This is a genomic window from Embleya sp. NPDC055664, from assembly GCF_053618075.1.
Map to the genome: position 1 here is coordinate 1 of NZ_JBSHGZ010000069.1, position 20,687 is coordinate 20,687.

General features: G+C 72.9%; 3 protein-coding genes. All 3 read left to right on the forward strand.

Going from position 1 to position 20,687, the window contains the following annotated elements:
• On the forward strand, positions 1 to 9,432 hold a 9,432-nt coding region (locus ACWGR4_RS47180; protein ID WP_452133118.1), incomplete at its 5' end, for an SDR family NAD(P)-dependent oxidoreductase.
• Positions 9,429 to 18,890, forward strand: a complete 9,462-nt coding sequence (locus ACWGR4_RS47185; protein ID WP_452134345.1) for a type I polyketide synthase — start codon at positions 9,429 to 9,431, stop codon at positions 18,888 to 18,890. The genes ACWGR4_RS47180 and ACWGR4_RS47185, both read left to right, overlap by 4 nt.
• Before the next feature lie 48 nt (positions 18,891 to 18,938).
• The coding region (locus ACWGR4_RS47190) for a type I polyketide synthase (RefSeq protein WP_452133117.1) at positions 18,939 to 20,687 on the forward strand (1,749 nt) is incomplete at its 3' end.

Consider the following 20,687-nt stretch of genomic DNA (forward strand, 5'->3'; position numbering starts at 1 on the left):
TACTGGTACGCCAACCTGCGGCGCACGGTGCGTTTCGAGGAGACCGTGCGGCTCCTGCTGGCCCAGGGGTTCGACGCCTTCGTCGAGGTGAGCGCCCACCCGGTGCTGACCACGCCCATCGAGAGCACCATCGAAGCCGCCGACGCCGAAGCGGTGGTGCTGGCAACGTTGCGGCGGGCTGAAGGCGGCGCGGAGCGCTTCACCACGGCGCTCGCGGAGGCGCACGTCAACGGGCTCACCATCGACTGGACACCGCTCGTGGGCGAACACACGGCTCGGGACGTCGAGTTGCCGACCTACGCCTTCCGGCGTCGGCGGTATTGGTCGGTCCGTTCCGCGTCCCAAGGTGACGCGCGCGGCCTCGGCCAGGCCCCGGCGCGCCATGCGTTGCTCGGGGCGGTCGTGCGGCTCGGTGACGGGCGGGGAGTCCTGTCGACGGGACGAGTGTCGCTGTCCACGCACGCCTGGCTCGGGGATCACGTGGTCGCCGGGACGGTACTGCTGCCGGCTACGGCGTTCGTGGAACTGGCGATTCGGGCCGGGGACGAGGTCGGCTGCGGCCTGCTCGCGGAACTCGCCCTGGAGGCACCGCTGGTGATCCCCGAGCAGGGCTCGCTGGAGATCCAGGTCGTGGTCGATGCGGCCGAGGCCGACGGGTCGCGTTCGGTTGCCGTGTACGCCCGCGGCGCGGACGAGTCGGCGGAGCCGGACTGGACCCGGCACGCCGTCGGGACGCTGTCGGCGGGCGCATCGGCGCAGGACGCGTCCTTCGCGTCGGAGACCTGGCCGCCGACCGACGCGGAGCCGATGGATCTCGACGGTTTCTACGCCGACCTGGAGCACGGCGGCTATGCGTACGGGCCCGCCTTCCGGGGCCTGCGGGCCGCATGGCGAGTGGGCGAGGACACGTACGCCGAGGTGGCGCTGCCCGACGAAGCGGCGGATGCGGGTCGTTTCGGACTGCACCCGGCGCTGCTCGATGCCGCGTTGCACGCCGCCCTGTCCCCGGGCGGCGAGCGGGTGTTGTTGCCGTTCGTCGTCAAGGGGCTGACGCTGCACGCGAGTGGCGCCTCCCACCTGCGGGTACGGCTGTCCCCCGCCGGGTCGGACGGCGTGCGGGTGTCGCTGGCCGATGCGACCGGGGCCCCGGTGGCCGTGATCGAGGCGCTGACGTTTCGCCCCATCGCCCACGACGTGCTTGTCGCGGCGCGGCCCGTCGCGAAGCAGGATCTGTACCGCGTCGAGTGGACTGCGACCGGTGGCGTCGATGCCCCCTTCGTCGGAGCGATCCGGGTGCTGGGCGTGGACGCGCCCGATCTGCGGGCGGTGGCTGCGGACGGCGTACCCGAGGTTGTCGTTCTGCCCTGTTTCGCCGACTCGGCAACGGACGGCGATCAAGCTGCCGCAGCCCACCGGGTGGCGGTTCGGGTGTTGTCGGTGGTGCGGGAGTGGCTGGCCGACCAGCGGTTCGCCGGGGCGCGGTTGGTCGTGGTGACGCGGGGTGCGGTGGGGGTCTCGATGGGTTCGGAAGCCTCGGCGCTGCCGGGACTCGCGGCGTCGGCGGTGTGGGGTCTGGTGCGGTCGGCGGCGACCGAACACCCCGATCGATTCGTCGTGGTGGACGTCGACGACGCGAAGTGGACGGCCGTCCTGCCGCGCGTATTGGCTTTCAGGGAACGGGAGGTGATGGTACGCGGAGGCGCGGTTTCGGTGCCGCGACTGGTCCGGCACGCCGCTTCCCCTGTAGAAGCGGCGGGTCGCTTCGGTGAAGGGGCGGTGCTGATCACCGGCGGTACCGGCCTGTTGGGTGGGCTGGTGGCCCGCCGTCTCGTCGCGCGGCACGGGGTGCGCAATTTGGTGCTGCTCGGGCGAAGGGGCGAACAGGCCCCCAGGGTATGTGAGTTGACCGAAGAGTTGGCGACGCTGGGTGCGTCGGTGGTGGTCGAGGCCGGTGATGTGGCCGATCGGGACGTGTTGCGCGGAGTATTGCATCGCCTGCGGGTCCCGCTGACGGGTGTGGTGCATGCCGCCGGACTGCTGGACGACGGTGTGGTCGCGGCCATGACCGACGATCGGCTACACGCCGTGCTGCGCGCCAAGATCGACGGCGCGGTCAACCTGCACGAACTGACCGCCGATCACCACCTTGCCGCCTTCGTGCTGTTCTCCTCCGTCTCCGGCATCCTGGGCGGTCCGGGACAGGCGAACTACGCGGCGGCGAACACCTACCTCGACGCACTCGCCCACGCCCGCCGCGCCGCCGGACTCCCGGCCACCTCGCTCGCCTGGGGGTTGTGGAGTGAGGCCGGCGGCATGACCGGTGCGATGAGCGACACCGACCGGCAGCGTATGCGCCGGCTCGGCATCGGATCGCTCGACACGGAGCAGGGGCTGCGCCTCTTCGACGCCGCGCTCGGCTCGACGGAGGCCCTGCTGGTCCCGGCCGCGTGGGACCTTTCCGCGCTCCGTGCCCGCGCCGAGAGTGGCCTGCCGGCAGGCATGTTGCGCGGCCTCGTGCGCACACCGGCCCGCCCCGTCGCCGCCGGCTCGGGCACCCTCGCGTCGGGGCCGGCCTTGGCCCAGCGGCTCGGCGCGCTGTCGGAAGCCGAGCGGGAGCGGGCCCTGGCGGCGGTGATCCGCGAACACATGGCGGCCGTACTCGGCCTCCCCACGGGCGCCGACATCGTCTTCACCGCGACCTTCAAGTCGCTCGGCTTCGACTCGCTGACCGCCCTCGACCTGCGCAACCGGCTCAACACAGCCACCGGCCTGCGCCTGCCCGCCACCCTCGTCTTCGACCACCCGACACCGGCGGCACTGCTGCGCGAGGTCCGCCGGGAACTCCTGGGCACCCGGGACGTGTCGCCCATTACGCCGGCCACCACGCCGGTGGACGACGACCCGATTGCCATCATCGGGATGGCCTGCCGCTACCCCGGCGGGGTCGAGTCGCCCGAGGACCTGTGGCGCCTGGTCGACGACGGCCGGGACGTCGTCTCGCCCTTCCCGTCGAACCGCGGCTGGGACCTGGACGGGCTGTACGACCCCGACCCGGCGGCATCCGGGAGGAGCTATGCCCGCGAGGGCGGATTCCTGCACAACGCCGGGCAGTTCGACGCCGGCTTCTTCGACATATCGCCGCGCGAGGCATTGGCGATGGATCCGCAGCAGCGGTTGTTGCTGGAGACCTCGTGGCAGGTGCTGGAACGGGCCGGTATCGATCCCGGCTCGCTGCGCGGCAGCCGAACCGGCGTGTTCGTCGGGGTGATGTACCACGACTATGCATCGGGCATGCGCAAGGTGCCCGAGGGTGTGGACGGCTATCTGCTGCTCGGCAACTCCGGCAGCGTCGCTTCGGGGCGGATCGCCTACCACTTCGGGTTCCAGGGTCCGGCGGTGACCGTGGACACCGCGTGCTCGTCGTCGTTGGTGGCGCTGCATCTGGCCGCTCAGGCCCTGCGCAGCGGCGAGTGTTCGATGGCGCTGGCCGGTGGCGTGACGGTGATGGCCACGCCGCAGGTCTTCGTCGAGTTCAGTCGGCAGCGGGGATTGGCGCCGGACGGTCGGTGCAAGCCGTTCTCGGCGGCCGCGGACGGCGCCGGCTGGTCGGAGGGTGTCGGTGTGCTGCTCGTGGAGCGGTTGTCCGACGCGCGGCGGCACGGGCATCGGGTGTTGGCGACGGTGTGCGGTACGGCGATCAATCAGGACGGCGCGAGCAACGGTCTCACCGCGCCGAACGGTTCGTCGCAGCAGCGGGTCATCCGGCAGGCGCTGGCGAACGCGGGACTGTCGGCCGCCGACGTCGACGTGGTCGAGGCACACGGCACGGGTACGACGCTCGGCGACCCGATCGAGGCGCAGGCGCTGATCGCCACCTACGGCCGGGGGCGGAGTGCCGAACGGCCCCTGTACCTGGGGTCGTTGAAGTCGAACATCGGTCACGCCCAAGCCGCCGCCGGCGTGGGCGGCGTGATCAAGATGGTGATGGCGATGCGCGCGGGCGTGTTGCCTCGGACGCTGCACTGCGATGAGCCGTCCCCGCACGTCGACTGGTCGGCGGGCACGGTCGAACTGCTCACCGAGGCGCGCGAGTGGCCCGAGAACGGTCGTCCCCGCCGGGCCGGTGTCTCCTCGTTCGGTGCGAGCGGCACCAACGCCCATGTGCTCCTGGCGCAGGAACCCGAACCGGCGTACGTCGAGGACGTCGCGGAAGTCACGACTGGCGAACGGGCCCTGGCCTGGCACCTTTCGGCACGGTCCGATGACGCGCTGCGCGCCCAGGCCGCGATGTTGTCCGCCTACCTGAACGAGAACCCCGAACTCGACCCCGCCGCGGTCGCCTCGGCACTGGTCGGCTCGCGTGCGGCCCTCGAAGAGCGCGCCGTGGTGGTCGGTTCCACGCGTGCCGTGCTGTCGGGCGGGCTGGACGCACTGGCATCGGGTGAATTCGGGGCCGGTGTCGTCCGGGGATCGGTGCTCGGGGCGGGGAGCCTGGCGTTCCTGTTCGGCGGGCAGGGCAGTCAGCGGGTCGGGATGGGGCGGGAACTGCACGCCGACTTTCCGGTATTCGCGGAAGCCTTCGACGCTGCCGCGGCGGAGTTGGATCGCCGACTGGCCGGGCATGTCGCGTATTCGGTGCGGGACGTGGTGTTCGGGGCAGAGGGCACCGCAGGGCTGCTGGACGAGACGGTGTTCACCCAGGCGGCGCTCTTCGCGATCGAGGTGGCGCTGTTCCGGTTGCTCGAATCATTCGGCCTGAGGCCGCAGTTCCTGTTGGGCCATTCGATCGGGGAGTTGGCCGCCGCACATGTCGCGGGCGTCTGGTCGCTCGCGGACGCGGCCGAGGTGGTGGCAGCACGTGGGCGATTGATGCAGGCGCTTCCGGCGGGTGGCGCGATGGTCGCGGTACAGGCCCGCGAGGACGAGGTGACGGCGGCGCTGGCGGCGGCGGGTGTCGGTGACACGGCGGGCATCGCCGCGCTGAACGGTCCGATGTCGGTGGTGCTCTCCGGCGACGAGGAGCCGGTGCTCCGGGTGGCGGCCGAGTTCGCGGCACGCGGACGCAAGACCAAACGACTGATGATCAGCCGCGCGTCCCACTCGCTGCGGATGGACGGGATGACGGCCGAATTCCGGGGTGTACTGGAAGGGGTCACCTTCGGCCGACCCACACTGCCGATCGTCTCCACACTGACCGGACGGCTCGCGAGCGCCGAGGAACTGATCGAACCGGACTACTGGGTACGGCAGGTGCGCGGCGCCGTGCGTTTCGCGGACGGCGTGCGGGAACTGCGCACGGCGGGCGTGGGAACCTTCCTCGAACTGGGTCCGGACGGGGTGTTGACCGCCCTGGTGCAGGATTGTCTTGCCGGGCGGACCGGCGCCGAGGCGGGCACGCCCGAGGTTGCCGCCGGCTCCGTGCTGCGCCGGGACCGCCCGGAGTACGAAGGAGTGTTGACGGCACTCGCACTGGCCCATGTCCGCGGTTGCCGGATCGACTGGTCGGCGGTGCTCGCGCCGACCGGGCGCCGGCACCTCGACCTGCCGACCTATGCCTTCCGGCGCCGGCTCTATTGGCTCGACGACGTCGCGGGCGCACCGCTCGACGCCGCCGGGCTCGGACTGGTCGCGGCCGGGCACCCGTTGCTCGCGGCGACGGTACGTCTGGCCGGGAGCGACGCAGTCGTACTGACCGGCCGGATCTCCCTCCGGGCCCAGCCGTGGTTGCGTGACCACGCCGTCGCGGGGACGGTGTTGTTGCCCGGAACCGCCTTCGCGGAACTGGCCGTCCAGGCGGGCGATCGAGTGGGCTGCGGACGCATCGACGAACTGACGCTGCACACGCCGCTTGTGGTGCCCGAGCAGGGCGCGTGCGCTCTTCAGGTGCGGGTGGAGCCGCCGACCGCCGACGGGCGCCGGGCCATCGCGGTGTACTCCCGGGACGAGGCGGTGGGCGAGGACGGCGCATGGACTGCTCACGCCGCCGGATTCCTGGTCGAGGAGGCCACCGACGCGGCGTTCGACCTGGTGGCGTGGCCCCCGACCGGTGTGCGACCGGTCGACCTCGACGGCTTCTACGCTCGTGCCGCCGACGGCGGATACGGTTACGGGCCCGCGTTCCGGGGGTTGCGGGCGCTGTACCGGGGCCGCGACGGCGCGTTGTTCGCCGACGTGCGGTTGCCGGACGAACTCGCCGGAACGGCGAGCCGGTTCGCGATGCACCCGGCGCTGCTCGACGCCGCCCTGCACGGCCTCGTCGGTGCCGAGGCGGACACCGCCCCGACGGGCACGATGCGGCTGCCGTTCGTCTGGCAGGGGCTTACGGTGCACGCGGTCGGGGCGACGGCGCTGCGGATCCGGCTGGCGCCGGTCGATGGTGATCCCGACCGGATCGCGGTGCAGGCCGCCGACGGCACCGGGCGACCGGTGCTCTCGGCCGAGGCGCTCGAACTGCGCGCCGTCGACCGGGCCGGGCCGGGCACCGGTTCGCCGGCCGCGGATTGGCTGTACTCGGTGGTCTGGAGTCCCGTCGAGCGGCGCGCTCCGGACGGCGATCGGCCGGATCCGGATCCGGAGCCGGACTTGACGATCCACGCCTGCACTCCGGTTCCGACGGAGTTCGCGGATCTCGCCTCGGCGGTCGAGGCGGCGGCCGTCCGCGTGCTCGCGGAGATGCGGGATTGGCTGACCGCCGCATCGGACGCGTCGCGCTTCGTGGTGGTCACGCGCGGAGCGGTGGCGGCGGCATCCGGTGACCCGGTGTCGGACCTCGTACACGCTCCCGCGTGGGGGTTGGTGCGGTCGGCGCAGCACGAACACCCGGACCGGTTCCTGGTGATCGACCTCGACCCGGATGCCGACACCGATGCGGCGGACCCCGTCGAGGTGGCGCGCACGGCGCTGGCGGCGCGGGAGACGCAGGTCGCCGTGCGGTCGGGCGTCGTGCTCGCGCCGAGGCTGGTTCGGGCGGATCGCGACGGGACGCTGACACCGCCGCTGGATGCGTGGCGGCTGGATGCGATCTCCCACAGGACTCTGGCAGACCTGACGCCGGTGCCGGCGCCGGCGGCCCTGGAGCCCTTGGGCTTCGGGCAGTTGCGGATCGCGGTGCGGGCGGCGGGGCTGAACTTCCGTGATGTGCTGATCGCCCTGGGCATGTACCCCGGGGCCGGTGCGTCGATGGGCGGCGAGGGCTCGGGCGTGGTGACCGAGGTGGGTCCGGGTGTGTCCGACTTCGTGGTCGGGGACCGGGTATTCGGGATGTTCCCGGAAGCGTTCGGGTCGCACGCCGTTGCCGATCACCGGACGGTTGCCCGGATTCCGGCGCAGTGGTCCTGGGAGCAGGCGGCGTCGGTACCGGTGGTGTTCCTGACGGCGTATTACGGGCTGGTGGAGTTGGCCGGTCTGCGGGCCGGCGAGTCGGTGCTGATCCACGCCGGGACCGGCGGGGTGGGGATGGCGGCGGTGCGGATCGCGCGGCACCTGGGTGCCGAGGTGTTCGCGACGGCGAGTCGTGGCAAGTGGGATGTGCTGCGGTCGTTGGGGTTGGACGATGCGCATATCGGTGATTCGCGAACGCTCGACTTCGCGACGCGCTTCCGGGCCGCGACGGGCGGCCGAGGCGTGGACGTGGTGTTGAACTCACTGGCGGGCGAGTACGTCGACGCGTCGTTGCAACTGACCGCCGATGGCGGGCGGTTCATCGAGATGGGGAAGACCGACATCCGGGACGGGGACACCGTGGAGTCCGCGTTTCCGAGAGTCGTGTATCGGGCGTTCGACCTGTTGGAGGCTGGGCCGGAGCGGATCGCGGTGCTGCTCGGCGAACTGTTGGCGTTGTTCGCGTCGGGTGTGTTGACGCCGGTCCCGGTGCGGTGTTTCGACGTGCGGCGGGCACCTGAGGCGTTTCGGTTCATGGCGCAGGCGCGGCATACGGGGAAGTTGGTGCTCCGGATGCCGGTGCCGCTCGATCCGGACGGGACGGTGTTGATCACCGGCGGCACCGGCACGCTGGGGGCGCTGGTGGCCCGGCATCTCGTCGCCGAACACGGTGTGCGTGCTCTGGTGTTGCTCAGCCGCAGCGGCCCGGCCGCCCCCGGCGCGAAGGAACTGGTGTCCGAGCTCTCCGGTCTCGGGGCGCGGGTGGTCGTCGAGGAGTGCGACGCGGCCGACCGCGAAGCCCTCGCGCGGGTTCTGGCGCGCATCCCGGAATCCGCGCCGCTGACCGGGGTTGTGCACGCCGCCGGTGTCCTGGCCGACGCACCGGTCGAGTCGATGACCCCCGAACATGTGGAGCGGGTCTTGCGGGCGAAGGTCGACGGCGCGATCAACCTGCACGAGTCGACCGCCGGTCACGACCTCGCCGCCTTCGTGCTCTTTTCCTCGATCGCCGGCGTGCTGGGTGGCCCGGGGCAGGCCAACTACGCGGCGGCGAACACTTTTCTGGACGCGCTCGCCGCCCGCAGGCAGGCCGCCGGCCTTCCCGCCACCTCCGTGGCGTGGGGACTGTGGGGCGCGGCGAGCGGCATGACCGGGCACCTCGGCCGGCCGGACCTCGCCCGGATGCACCGCTCCGGCATCGTCGCCATGACGGCCGAACAGGGCCTCGCGCTGCTGGACGCGGCCTTGCGGACGGTGCAGGCGCACCCGGCCGCCGTCCGGTTCGACCTCGTCGCGCTGCGTACGGCGGCCGAACAGGGTGTCCTGGCCGCACCCCTGCGCGGGCTGGTGCGGGCCCCGCTGCGGCGGGCCGTCGCCGCCGAGACCCACGCGGAACCGGCGCTGGCGGGGCAGTTGGCGGGACGGTCCCGGGCGGAGCGGGAGCGCATCCTGGTCGACCTTGTCCGTCGGCACAGCGCCCTCGTCCTGGGGCACGCCTCGATGGACGCGATCTCCTCCGAACGCGGCTTCCTGGAGTCCGGCTTCGACTCGCTGACCGTGGTCGAACTGCGCAACCGGCTCGGCGTCGCCACCGGACTGCGTCTGCCCACGACGGTGACCTTCGACTGTCCGACCCCGCAGGCACTCGCCCGATTCCTGGACGAAGGGCTGGACCCCGCACAGGAGTCCGTGCCGGCGCCGCTGCTCGGGGAACTGGACCGGCTCGAAGCGGCGTTCGCCGACTCGCCTCCGAGCGCGCGCGACGAGCGGGAGGCGGTGCTGCGCCGACTCCGCGCACTGGTGTGGCGATTCGAGGAGACGCCGAACGGCACGGCACCCGAGGCCGCCGGCGACGAACGACCGGACGGTTTCGACGACGTGACCGACGACGAGATGTTCACCCTGCTCGACGAGGAGTTGGGCCTCGACCGATCCGGCGAACGGCCGGAGCCGTGGGCCACCGACCCGCCGGACCGGTCCGCGCCCAACCCGCCGGATCCGTCGGCTGCCCAACGATCCGGACCCCCGACCTCTGGAGAGCGTGACCGATGAGCGCCGGCGACACCGAGCACAAACTTCGCGACTACCTCAAGCGGGTGGCCGAGGAACTTCGGCAGACCAAGCGGCGGTTGGCCGTCGTCGAGGCGCGCGGGCGGGAACCGATCGCCATCGTCGCCATGTCGTGCCGCTTCGCCGGCGGGATCCGCTCGCCCGAGGACCTGTGGCGGCTGGTCGCGGCCGGCGCGGACGTGCTCTCCGACTTCCCGACCGACCGGGGCTGGGACGTCGACGGCATTTACGACCCGGACCCGGCTGCGCCCGGCAAGACCTATGTGCGCCGGGGCGGCTTCGTGTCCGATGTGGGCGACTTCGACGCGGAGTTCTTCGGCATCTCGCCGCGCGAGGCGCTGGCGATGGATCCCCAGCAGCGGTTGTTGCTGGAGACGTCGTGGGAGGCGTTCGAGCGGGCCGGGATCGACCCCATCAGGCTGAAAGGCAGCCGCACCGGTGTCTTCGTCGGGGCCGGCGCGCTCCGCTACATCGAGCATCCGGACGACGTGCCGCAGAGTGTGGAGGGCTACCTCCTGACCGGAAACGTGGCCAGTGTGCTGTCCGGCCGGTTGTCGTACACGTACGGGTTCGAGGGCCCGGCGGTGACCGTGGACACGGCCTGTTCGTCCTCGCTGGTCGCGCTGCACCTGGCCGCGCAGGCTCTCCGGCAGGAAGAGTGCTCCCTCGCCCTGGCCGGCGGGGTGTCGGTGCTCTCGGATCCGTCCCTGTTCGTCGAGTTCAGCCGCCAACGCGGCCTCGCGCCGGACGGCCGCTGCAAGGCGTTCGCCGCGGCCGCCGACGGCACCGGCTGGTCGGAGGGCGTGGGCCTGCTGTTGCTCGAACGGTTGATCGATGCGCGGCGCAACGGCCACCAGGTGCTCGCCGTACTGCGCGGCAGCGCGGTCAACCAGGACGGCGGCAGCAGCGGGCTGACCGCGCCCAGCGGTCCCGCGCAGCAACGGGTGATCCGGCAGGCGCTGGAGAACGCCCGACTGACGGCGGATCAGGTCGACGCGGTGGAGGCGCACGGCACCGGCACCGCACTCGGCGACCCGATCGAGGCGCGCGCGCTCCTGGCCACGTACGGACGCGACCGTGACCCGGAACGTCCGCTGTGGCTGGGCGCGCTGAAGTCCAATCTCGGTCACTCGGTCGCCGCCTCGGGGGTGGCGGGGGTGATCAAGATGGTGCAGGCGATGCGCCGGGGCGTGTTGCCGAAGACACTGCACGTGGATGCGCCGACCCCGCACGTGGATTGGTCGGCGGGCGCGGTGGAGCTGTTGACCGAGGCGCGTCCGTGGCCGGAGACGGGTCGGCCGCGTCGGGCCGGCGTGTCGTCGTTCGGGATCAGCGGGACGAACGCGCACGTGGTCATCGAGGAGGGCGAGGCGGCGCCCGCCGCGGAGGACGGCGGCGGGTCGGTGACGACGGAAAGACTTGCGCACGAGCACATCCCCTGGCTCGTCTCCGCCCGCTCCGAAACCGGACTGCGCGCGCAGGCACGGCGCTTGCTGGACCACATCGAGGCGCACCCCGACCTCACCCCGCTCGACCTCGCCCATTCGCTGGCCGCGACTCGTGCGGCGCTGGATGTGCGCGCTGTGGTCCTCGGTGTCGATCGTGCGGAACTCCTCGCGGGATTGGGCTCCTTGGCGGACGGAGCGCCGAGGCCCGGCGTGGTGACGGGGACGGCCCGTACGGATGGTCGAGTGGCGTTCCTCTTCAGTGGACAGGGCAGTCAGCGGGTCGGGATGGGGCGTGAACTGCACGCCACCCAGCCGGTGTTCGCGGCGGCCTTCGACGAGATCGTGGCCGCGTTGGACGACCGGTTGGCCGGACACGTGGCGCATTCGGTGCGGGACGTCGTCTTCGGAGCGAAGGGTACCGAGGGGCTTCTCGACGAGACGGTGTTCACGCAGGCGGGGTTGTTCGCCGTCGAGGTGGCGCTGTTCCGACTGGTCGAATCGTTCGGCGTGCGACCCGACTTCCTGCTGGGTCATTCGATCGGGGAGTTGGCCGCCGCGCACGTCACCGGTGTGTGGTCACCGGCCGATGCGGCGACGGTCGTGGCGGCGCGGGGCCGGTTGATGCAGGCGCTGCCGGCGGGTGGCGCGATGGTCGCGGTGCAGGCCGGCGAAGCGGAGGTACGTATCGCCCTGAAGGGCCTGGATACGGTGGGTCTGGCGGCGGTCAACGGGCCGACGTCCGTGGTGGTTTCGGGGGACGAGGACGCCGTACTCGTGGTGGCCGCGCGCTTCGCGGAGCAGGGGCGGCGGACCCGGCGGCTCCGAGTCGGGCACGCGTTCCACTCGGTGCGGATGGAGTCGATGCAGGCCGACTTCCGGACGGTGCTGGAGGGAGTGTCGTACGGGAGCGCGCGGATCCCGGTGGTCTCCAATGTGACGGGCCGGATCGCCGAGGACGCCGAACTGGCCGACCCCGGCTACTGGGTGCGCCAGGTGCGCGAACCGGTCCGCTTCGCCGACGGCATCGGCACGCTCGTCGCGGAAGGCATCACGGCCTTCGCGGAGATCGGTCCGGATGCGGTGGCCGCCGCGATGGCGCGGGAGAACATCGATTCGCGGACCGGACCCACCGTCGTGCCGTTCCTGCGTCGGGACCACTCCGAGACACGGACCACGAGCACCGCACTGGCCGGCCTGCACGGCGTCGGAATCCGGGTGGACTGGTCCGGTGTCTCGGCCACGCGTGGCGGCAGGCGCGTGGAGTTGCCGACCTACGCCTTCCAGCGGCGGCGCTACTGGCTCGCCACGCGGCGTCGTGACGCCGGTGCCGTTCCGGTTGCCGCCGGCCGGGACGCGGACGGCGTCGATCCGGGGACGAGTCTGCGATACACGATTCGCTGGCGGTCGGTCGCCGAGCCGTGCGATGCCCGGCTGTCCGGCACCTGGCTGGTGATCTCGTCCGACACCGACCTCGGCGCGGCGGGTGGGCGGGCGCTCGAAGCGCGTGGCGCGCACGTCGCACACCTCGTCGTCGAGCCCGGCGCGGCGAACCGCGCGGCGCTGACCGAACGGCTACGGGCGTACCCCGACATCATCGGCGTCGTCTCGCTCCTGGGGCGTGACACGACACCCGACCCCGTCGCGCCCGGGCTCACCGCCGGCCTCTCCGGCACGCTGGCCCTCGTTCAGGCGCTGTGCGATCTCGGACTCGACGACCGGGTGCGGGTGTGGAGTCTGACCCAGGGCGCGGTGGGTACGGGCGCCTCGGATGTGCTCCGGCACGTCGAACAGGCCCAGGTCTGGGGCTTGGGCCGCACCGTCGCGCTGGAGCATCCCACGCTGTGGGGCGGCCTGATCGACCTGCCCGCCACGCCCGATGAGTCGGCCTGGTCCCGGGTTGCCGCGATGATCGCCGACGGGGCCGAGGATCAGGTCGCCGTGCGTACGATCGGGGTGTGGGTACGGCGGTTGTCCGCCGGGGCGCCGTCGGAGCACTCCGCCGACTGGCGGCCGACGGGTCGGATCCTGATCACCGGCGGCACCGGCGGCCTGGGTGCCCGGGTGGCCCGCTGGGCGGCGGAACGCGGTGCGCACGATGTGGTGTTGGTCAGCCGTCGTGGCATGGACGCGCCAGGTGTGCACGAACTCGTCGCCGAACTGGCCGAGTTCGGAGCGCGCACGACCGTCGTCTCCTGCGACCTCGCCGATCGGGCCGCCGTCACCCACCTCGTCGCCGAAGTGGAAGCGGACGGCGGCCCGATCGAGGCCGTCGTACACGCCGCCGGCATCGTCCGGGACCGGGCGCTGCTCGACACCGACCCGCAAACCTGTTCGGACGTGCTCGCCGGCAAGGCGGTTGGTGCCGCGAATCTCGACGCGGTCTTCGGCGAACGTCCCCTGCGGGCCTTCGTGTTGTTCTCCTCGATCGCCGGTGTGTGGGGCAGCGGCGCGCAGGGCGCGTATGCCGCCGCGAACGCCGCCCACGACGCGCTGGCCGAGCAGCGCCGCGCACGCGGACTCGCCGCGACCTCGATCGCGTGGGGACCGTGGGCCGGCGACGGCATGGTCGCCACGGACCGCGACGTGGAGTGGGTGGCCCGGCGCGGCCTGCGCCTGCTCGACCCGGATACCGCCCTGGCCGCACTTGCCCACGCGGTCGGCGGCTCCGAGCCCACGCTGACCGTCGCGGACGTCGACCGGCAACGCTTCACCGCCACCTTCACCGCACTGCGCCCCAGCCCGCTGTGGGGCGAACTCGCGCCGGGCGCCGCAGAATCGGCGGATCCGGAACACGCAGCGACCGCCGAACTCGGCCGCCGGCTCGCCGCCTCCCCACCCGCCGACCGACCGGCGCTCGCACTCGACGCGATCCGCGTCGAGGTCGCGCGCGTACTCGGCCACGCCTCACCGCAGGCGATCGATCCCGACCTGGCCTTCCGCGACCTCGGCTTCGACTCGCTCACCGGCGTCGAACTGCGCGACCGGCTCGCCACGCTGACCGGCCTCCCCCTGCCCGTCTCCGCCGTCTTCGACCACCCCTCGGCGACCGCGCTGGCCACATACCTGTGCGCCGAACTCGACGGTGGGCGGCGGCAGACGAGCCTGTCGACCACGACCGTCGTGCGGGCCTCGGTGGACGAACCGATCGCGATCGTCGGCATGGCCTGCCGCTTCCCCGGCGGAATCGGCTCGCCCGATGATCTGTGGCGGCTCGTCGCCGACGGCGGCGATGCCATCGGACCCTTCCCGGACGATCGCGGCTGGGACCTGCAAGGCCTGTACCACCCGGACCCCGCCCACCCCGGAACCTCCTACGCCCGACACGGCGGATTCCTGCCCGGGGCCGCCGAGTTCGACCCCGGCTTCTTCGGGATCTCGCCCCGCGAGGCGCTGGCGATGGACCCGCAACAGCGGCTGCTCCTGGAGACTTCGTGGGAGGCGTTCGAACGGGCCGGACTCGATGCGTCGGCGCTTCGAGGTACGTCCACCGGGGTGTTCGTCGGCGGCACGCCGTCCGGGTACGGAATCGGCGCGCGTGACGCGGAGGGCTACGCGCTCACCGGCGGTGCGGGCAGTGTGTTGTCCGGTCGACTGGCCTACACCTTCGGCCTCGAGGGCCCGGCGGTGACCGTGGACACCGCGTGTTCGTCCTCGCTGGTGGCGCTGCACCTGGCCGTGCAGGCGTTGCGGCGCGGCGAATGCGCGACGGCCCTGGCCGGCGGTGTCACGGTGCTGGCCGATCCCACGGGCTTCATCGAGTTCAGCCGGCAACGCGGCTTGGCCCGAGACGGCCGCTGCAAGTCGTTCGCGGCTGCGGCCGACGGCACCGGCTGGTCCGAGGGGGTCGGCGTGGTCCTGCTCGAACGGCTCTCCGACGCCCGGCGGCACGGCCGGCGGGTATGGGCGCTCGTGCGCGGCAGTGCCGTCAACCAGGACGGCGCCAGCAACGGGCTGAGCGCGCCGAACGGTCCGGCGCAGCAGCGGGTGATCCGACTCGCCCTGGCCGACGCCGAGTTGACGGGCGATCAGGTGGACGCTGTGGAGGCACACGGGACCGGTACCACGCTGGGCGACCCGATCGAGGCGCAGGCGCTGCTGGCCACCTACGGCCACGACCGGCCCGCCGACCGACCGCTGTGGCTCGGCTCGGTGAAGTCCAACCTCGGCCATGCGGCGGCGGCCGCCGGCATGGCGGGCCTGCTCAAGACGGTGATGGCGCTGCGGCACGGCGTGCTGCCCAGGACGCTGCATGTGGACGCGCCGACGCCGCACGTCGACTGGTCGGCCGGCGCGGTCGCGCTGCTCACCGACACTGTGCCCTGGCCGGAGTACGACCGGCCGCGCCGGGCCGGTGTCTCCTCGTTCGGGATCAGCGGCACCAACGCGCACGTGATCGTGGAACAGGCGCCGCCCGCGCCCGCCCGCGCCGTGGAGCCGACCGAACCCGGAGCCGAACCCGAAGCCGCCGACCACGCCGCGCCGCTGCCGTACCTGCTCTCCGCCGCCACCGAACGCGAACTGCGCACGGTCGCCGACCGACTGCGCGCCCATCTCGCGCGATACCCCGAACTCGTCCCGGCCGACCTCGCGTTCTCCCTGGCCCGCACCCGCACCCGGCTCGCCCATCGCGCGGTCGTGGTGGCCCGGAACCGGGACGGCCTCCGGCGCGCGCTGGACGGCCTCGCCTCGGGCCAAGCGACGGCGGGCGTCGTCGAGGGCAGCGGACCGGTCCGCGACCGGGTCGTGTTCGTTTTCCCCGGCCAGGGCTCGCAGTGGCCCGGTATGGCCGCCGAACTGCTGGACCAGGCACCGGTGTTCGCCGAGCACATCGAGCGCTGCGCGGTGGCGCTGGCCCCGTACGTCGACTGGTCGCTCACCGAGGTGCTGCGCGATCCGAAGGGGGCCGGCCTGGAGCGGGTGGACGTGGTGCAGCCCGCGTTGTGGGCGGTGATGGTCTCGCTCGCCGAACTCTGGCGCGCCCACGGGGTACGACCCGCCGCCGTGGTCGGGCACTCCCAGGGCGAGATCGCGGCGGCTTGCGTCGCCGGCGCGCTGACCCTGGCGGACGGCGCGCGGATCGTCGCGCTGCGTGGCAGGGCACTGCTCGACCTGGCCGAGCGCGGCCTGATGGCGTCGGTCGCCCTTTCGGAGGCCGAAGTGGTCGCGCGCATCGCGGAGTTCGACGACCGGCTGTCTCTCGCGGCGGTCAACGGCCCCGGTCAGGTGGTCGTCTCGGGCGAGCCGGCGGCGGTGCGGGAACTGGTTGCGGCGGCGGAGCGCGGGCGGATCCTGCCGGTGAACTACGCCTCGCACTCGGCCCGCGTCGAGGAGATCCGCGATCGGCTGCGCGGCGACCTGGCCGGGATCGAACCGGCGGCCGCGACGGTGCCGTTCCACTCCACGGTGACGGGCGGGCCGCTGGACACCACGCGGTTGGCCGCCGACTACTGGTACGACAACCTGCGGCACACCGTGCGGTTCGAGCAGACCGTACGCGGGCTGCTGGCTCAGGGCTACGACACGTTCGTCGACGTGGGTCCGCACCCGACCCTGCTCACCCCGATCCAGGAGACGGCGGCGGCCGTCGGCATGGAGGTGGCGACCGTCGGGACCCTGCGTCGCGAGCAGGGCGACCTCGAACGGTTCCTGCTCTCCGTCGGCGAGGCGACGGTCCTGGGCGTCACACCCGACTGGGAGGCGGTGTTCGCCGGCCGCCGGGCCGAGGCCGTCGACCTGCCGACGTATCCCTTCCACCGGCGGCGCTACTGGCTCGACCGGGCGCACGCCGCGACCGAAGCGAGTCGTGACCCGGCCGAGACGCGTTTCTGGGAGCTGATCGAGGCCGACGATTCGCGGGCCCTCGCCGACCTGCTCGACACCCCCGACGCGCGACCGTGGCACGCGGCGTTGCCCGCGTTGCGGACCTGGCGCCGCCGGGCCCGCGAGCAGCGCATCGCCGACGAGTGGCGCTATCGCGCCGTTTGGCGGCCCGCCGACGACCTGCCCACCGACCCCGCCACGCCCACCACGTGGTTGGCGGTCGTACCGGCCGCCGACGAGGAAAGCGGCGCATGGGCGGCAGCGCTCGCCGAGCGGGGCACGAACGTCGCCATCCTCGTCGTCGACCCCGCCCGGCCCACCACCGGGGCCGAACCGGCGCGCAGCCTCGAAACGGCGCTGCCCGACGGCGCGGGACCGCTCGGGATCCTGTCCCTCCTCGGCCGCGACCCGGCCGGTCTCGCCGGCACACTGCTCCTCGTCCAGGCCGCCGCCGCCCGCACCGCCGACATCCGGCTGTGGTGCCTGACGCGCGGCGGCGTCGAGGTCGACGGCGACCCGGCGCCCCCGGATCCGGAACAGGCCCGGATCTGGGGCCTGGGCCGGGTCGCCGCCCTCGAACTGCCGGACCGCTGGGGCGGCCTGATCGATCTGCCGGAGCACCCGGATCCGGATGCCGTCGAACGGGTGTGGCGGGCGCTGGGCAACGCGGCCCACGAGGACCAGCTCGCCGTCCGACCGACCGGGACCTTCGTCCGCCGGATGGTGCACGCGCCGGTGGCCGGAGCCGCAGCGGTACGGGACTGGCGGCCGTCCGGCACCGTGCTGATCACCGGCGACATCGGCGGCACGGGCGCGCCGGCGGCCCGGCTCGCCCGCCGACTGGCCGAGCGCGGCGCGGAACACGTCGTGCTGGCCGGGCGGATCGACCCCGACGCCGCCGCCCGCCTCGAAGTCGACCTCGCCGCGACGGGCATCGGGCTCACCGCCGCAGCGTGCGACCTGAGCGACCGGCGCGAGGTCGCCGACCTGATCGAGCGCCTCACCGCGGCGGGCCGAACGATCACCGACCTGATGCACACCGCCGGCGACCCCGGGCTGGCCGCCCTGCTCGACACCGACCCGGCCGCCGTCGCCGACGTACTGGCTGCCAAGGTGGACAGCGCCCGCATCCTCGACGAACTCCTCGACCCGGACGAGCTGCGCACCATCGTGTACTTCTCCTCCGTGGCCGCCTTCTGGGGCAGCGGCGAACACGGCGCCTACGCCGCCGCCAACGCACACCTGGACGCCCTCGCCCGACAACACCGCGCGCGGGGCCGGCACGCCCTGTCCGTGGCCTGGTCGGTCTGGGACCCGACGACGGAGCCGGACCCGGCGGGCCACCCCGCAACGGAACAGGACGCGGCCGACCCCGAGTTCGCCCGCGCACTACGCCGCTTCAGCCTCGGCGGCCTGCGTACGCTCGACCCCGACGCGGCCCTGGCGGCACTGCAACGGGCCCTCGACCACGACGACACCTGGGTGACCGTCGCCGACGTCGACTGGCCGGTCTTCATCCGCGGCTTCACCGCCCGCCGACCCAGTCGCCTGATCGACACCGTCCCCGAGGCCCGCCCCACCTCGGCCGCGACCGAGGAGCGAGTGCACGCGGCCGACGAATTCCGCCGCGAAATCGCGGAGTTGTCCGCCGCCGACCGCTCGCACCGCCTCCTGGAGCTGGTCCGCGCACATACCGCCGCAGCGCTCGGCCACGACTCGGTCGAGGACATCCGGCCCGAACGCGCCTTCGCCGAGCTCGGCTTCGAGTCCGTCACCGCCGTCGACCTGCGCAACCGGCTGAACCGGCGCACCGGCCTCGACCTGCCGGCCACCCTCCTGTTCGACCACCCGACCCCGCTTGCCCTGGTCGACCTGTTGACGGCCGAACTCCTGCCGGACACACCCGTGAACGCCGCCCACGTCCACGCCGAACTCGACCGCCTCACCGCCGATTTGGCCTCGGCCGCGGTCGGCGAAACGGACCGGGCCGGCATCACCCGGCGACTGCGGGCACTGCTCGCCGACTGGAACGGGACGGCAGGCGCCGGCACCGAACCCTCGACCGACCCGCCGAGCGTCGCCGCCGAACTCGAAGCGGCCTCGGACGACGAGATGTTGGCGTTCATCGACCGCCGCCTCGGCCGAGGCACCCCGGCCGGGGGCACGCCATGACCCGCCCGGGCCCCACGCACACCGCGACCCCAGCACCGGAGGACTGCCGTGGCCACTGAGGAAACCCTTCGCGAATACCTGAAGTGGGCCACGACCGAACTGCACCACGCACAGCAGCGGATCGCCGCCTTCGAGGCGGCCGACGCCACCACCGAACCCGTGGCGATCGTCGGCATGGCCTGCCGCCTCCCCGGCGGCGTCGCCTCACCGCACGACCTGTGGGATCTGCTCGAACGCGGCGAGGACACGATCGGCCCGCTGCCCCGGGATCGCGGCTGGGACGTGGCCCGGCTGTACCACCCCGACCCGGAGCACCCCGGCACCACCTACGCCGCGGCCGGCGGCTTCATTCGCGACGTCGCGGACTTCGACGCCGACTTCTTCGGCATCTCGCCGCGCGAGGCCCTGGCGATGGACCCGCAGCAACGGCTGCTCCTGGAGACCTCCTGGGAGGCCTTCGAACACGCCGGCATCCCCCCGGCCGGTCTGCGCGGCAGCCGGGCGGGTGTATTCATGGGTACGAACAGCGTGGACTACGCGTGGACGAGCGGTCGGGTACCCGACGAACACCTCGGACACCTGACCACCGGTACGGCCGCCGCAGTACTCGCCGGCCGGTTGTCCTACCTGTACGGGCTCGAAGGTCCCGCCGTGACCGTGGACACCGCGTGCTCCTCGTCGTTGGTGGCCCTGCACCTGGCCGTACAGGCGCTGCGCAACGACGAATGTTCGCTGGCCTTGGTCGGCGGTGTCACGGTGTTGTCGTCCCCGATCCAGTTCCTCGGCTTTGGCGCCCAGCGCGGGTTGGCCGCGGACGGCCGGTGCAAGGCGTTCGCGGAGGCCGCCGACGGTATGGGTCTCGCCGACGGCGCGGGCGTGCTCCTGGTCGAGCGGCTGGCCGACGCACGGCGCGCCGGCCACCGGGTGCTCGCGGTGGTCCGGGGGAGCGCGGTCAACCAGGACGGCGCGGGCAACGGCCTGACCGCCCCCAACGGCCCCGCACAGCAGCGGGTCATCCGGCTCGCGCTGGCGAACGCCGGTCTGTCGGCGGGCGATGTCGACGCGGTCGAGGCGCACGGCACCGGTACCACGCTCGGCGACCCGATCGAGGCGCAGGCGCTCCTCGCCACCTACGGCCGGGGTCGCCCGGCCGATCGCCCGCTGTGGCTGGGCTCGGTGAAGTCGAACATCGGCCACACCGGCGCGGCGGCGGGCGTCGCGGGCCTGATCAAGACCGTGCTGGCGATCCGGGCCGGGATCCTGCCCAAAACGCTGCACGCGGAGGAGCGTTCGACCCGGATCGACTGGTCGGCGGGCGCGGTGGAACTGCTCACCGACGCGCGGGCGTGGCCCGAGGTCGATCGTCCGCGCCGGGCCGCGGTCTCGTCGTTCGGGATAAGCGGGACGAACGCCCACGTGATCATCGAGCAGGCGGCGGAGCCGGAGGCTCCGGAGGTGGGTCGGCCGCGCCTCGCCGCGTGGGGGGCGCTGCCGTTCGTGGTGTCGGGCAAGTCGGAGGCCGCACTGCGGGCGCAGGCGGGCCGACTCGCCGAGTTCGTGGCCGAACACCCCGAGTCGGAACCGGCGGTGGTCGCATCGGCGCTGGTGGCCACCCGGTCGGCGTTCGAACATCGGGCTGTCGTATCGGCCTCGAACCACGCGGAGTTGACCGCCGGCTTGGCGACGCTGGTTGCGGGGGAGTCCCTTCCGGGTGTCGTTTCGGGTGTGGCTCGCTCTTCGGGGCGGACGGTGTTGGTGTTTCCGGGGCAGGGGTCGCAGTGGGTGGGGATGGGTGCG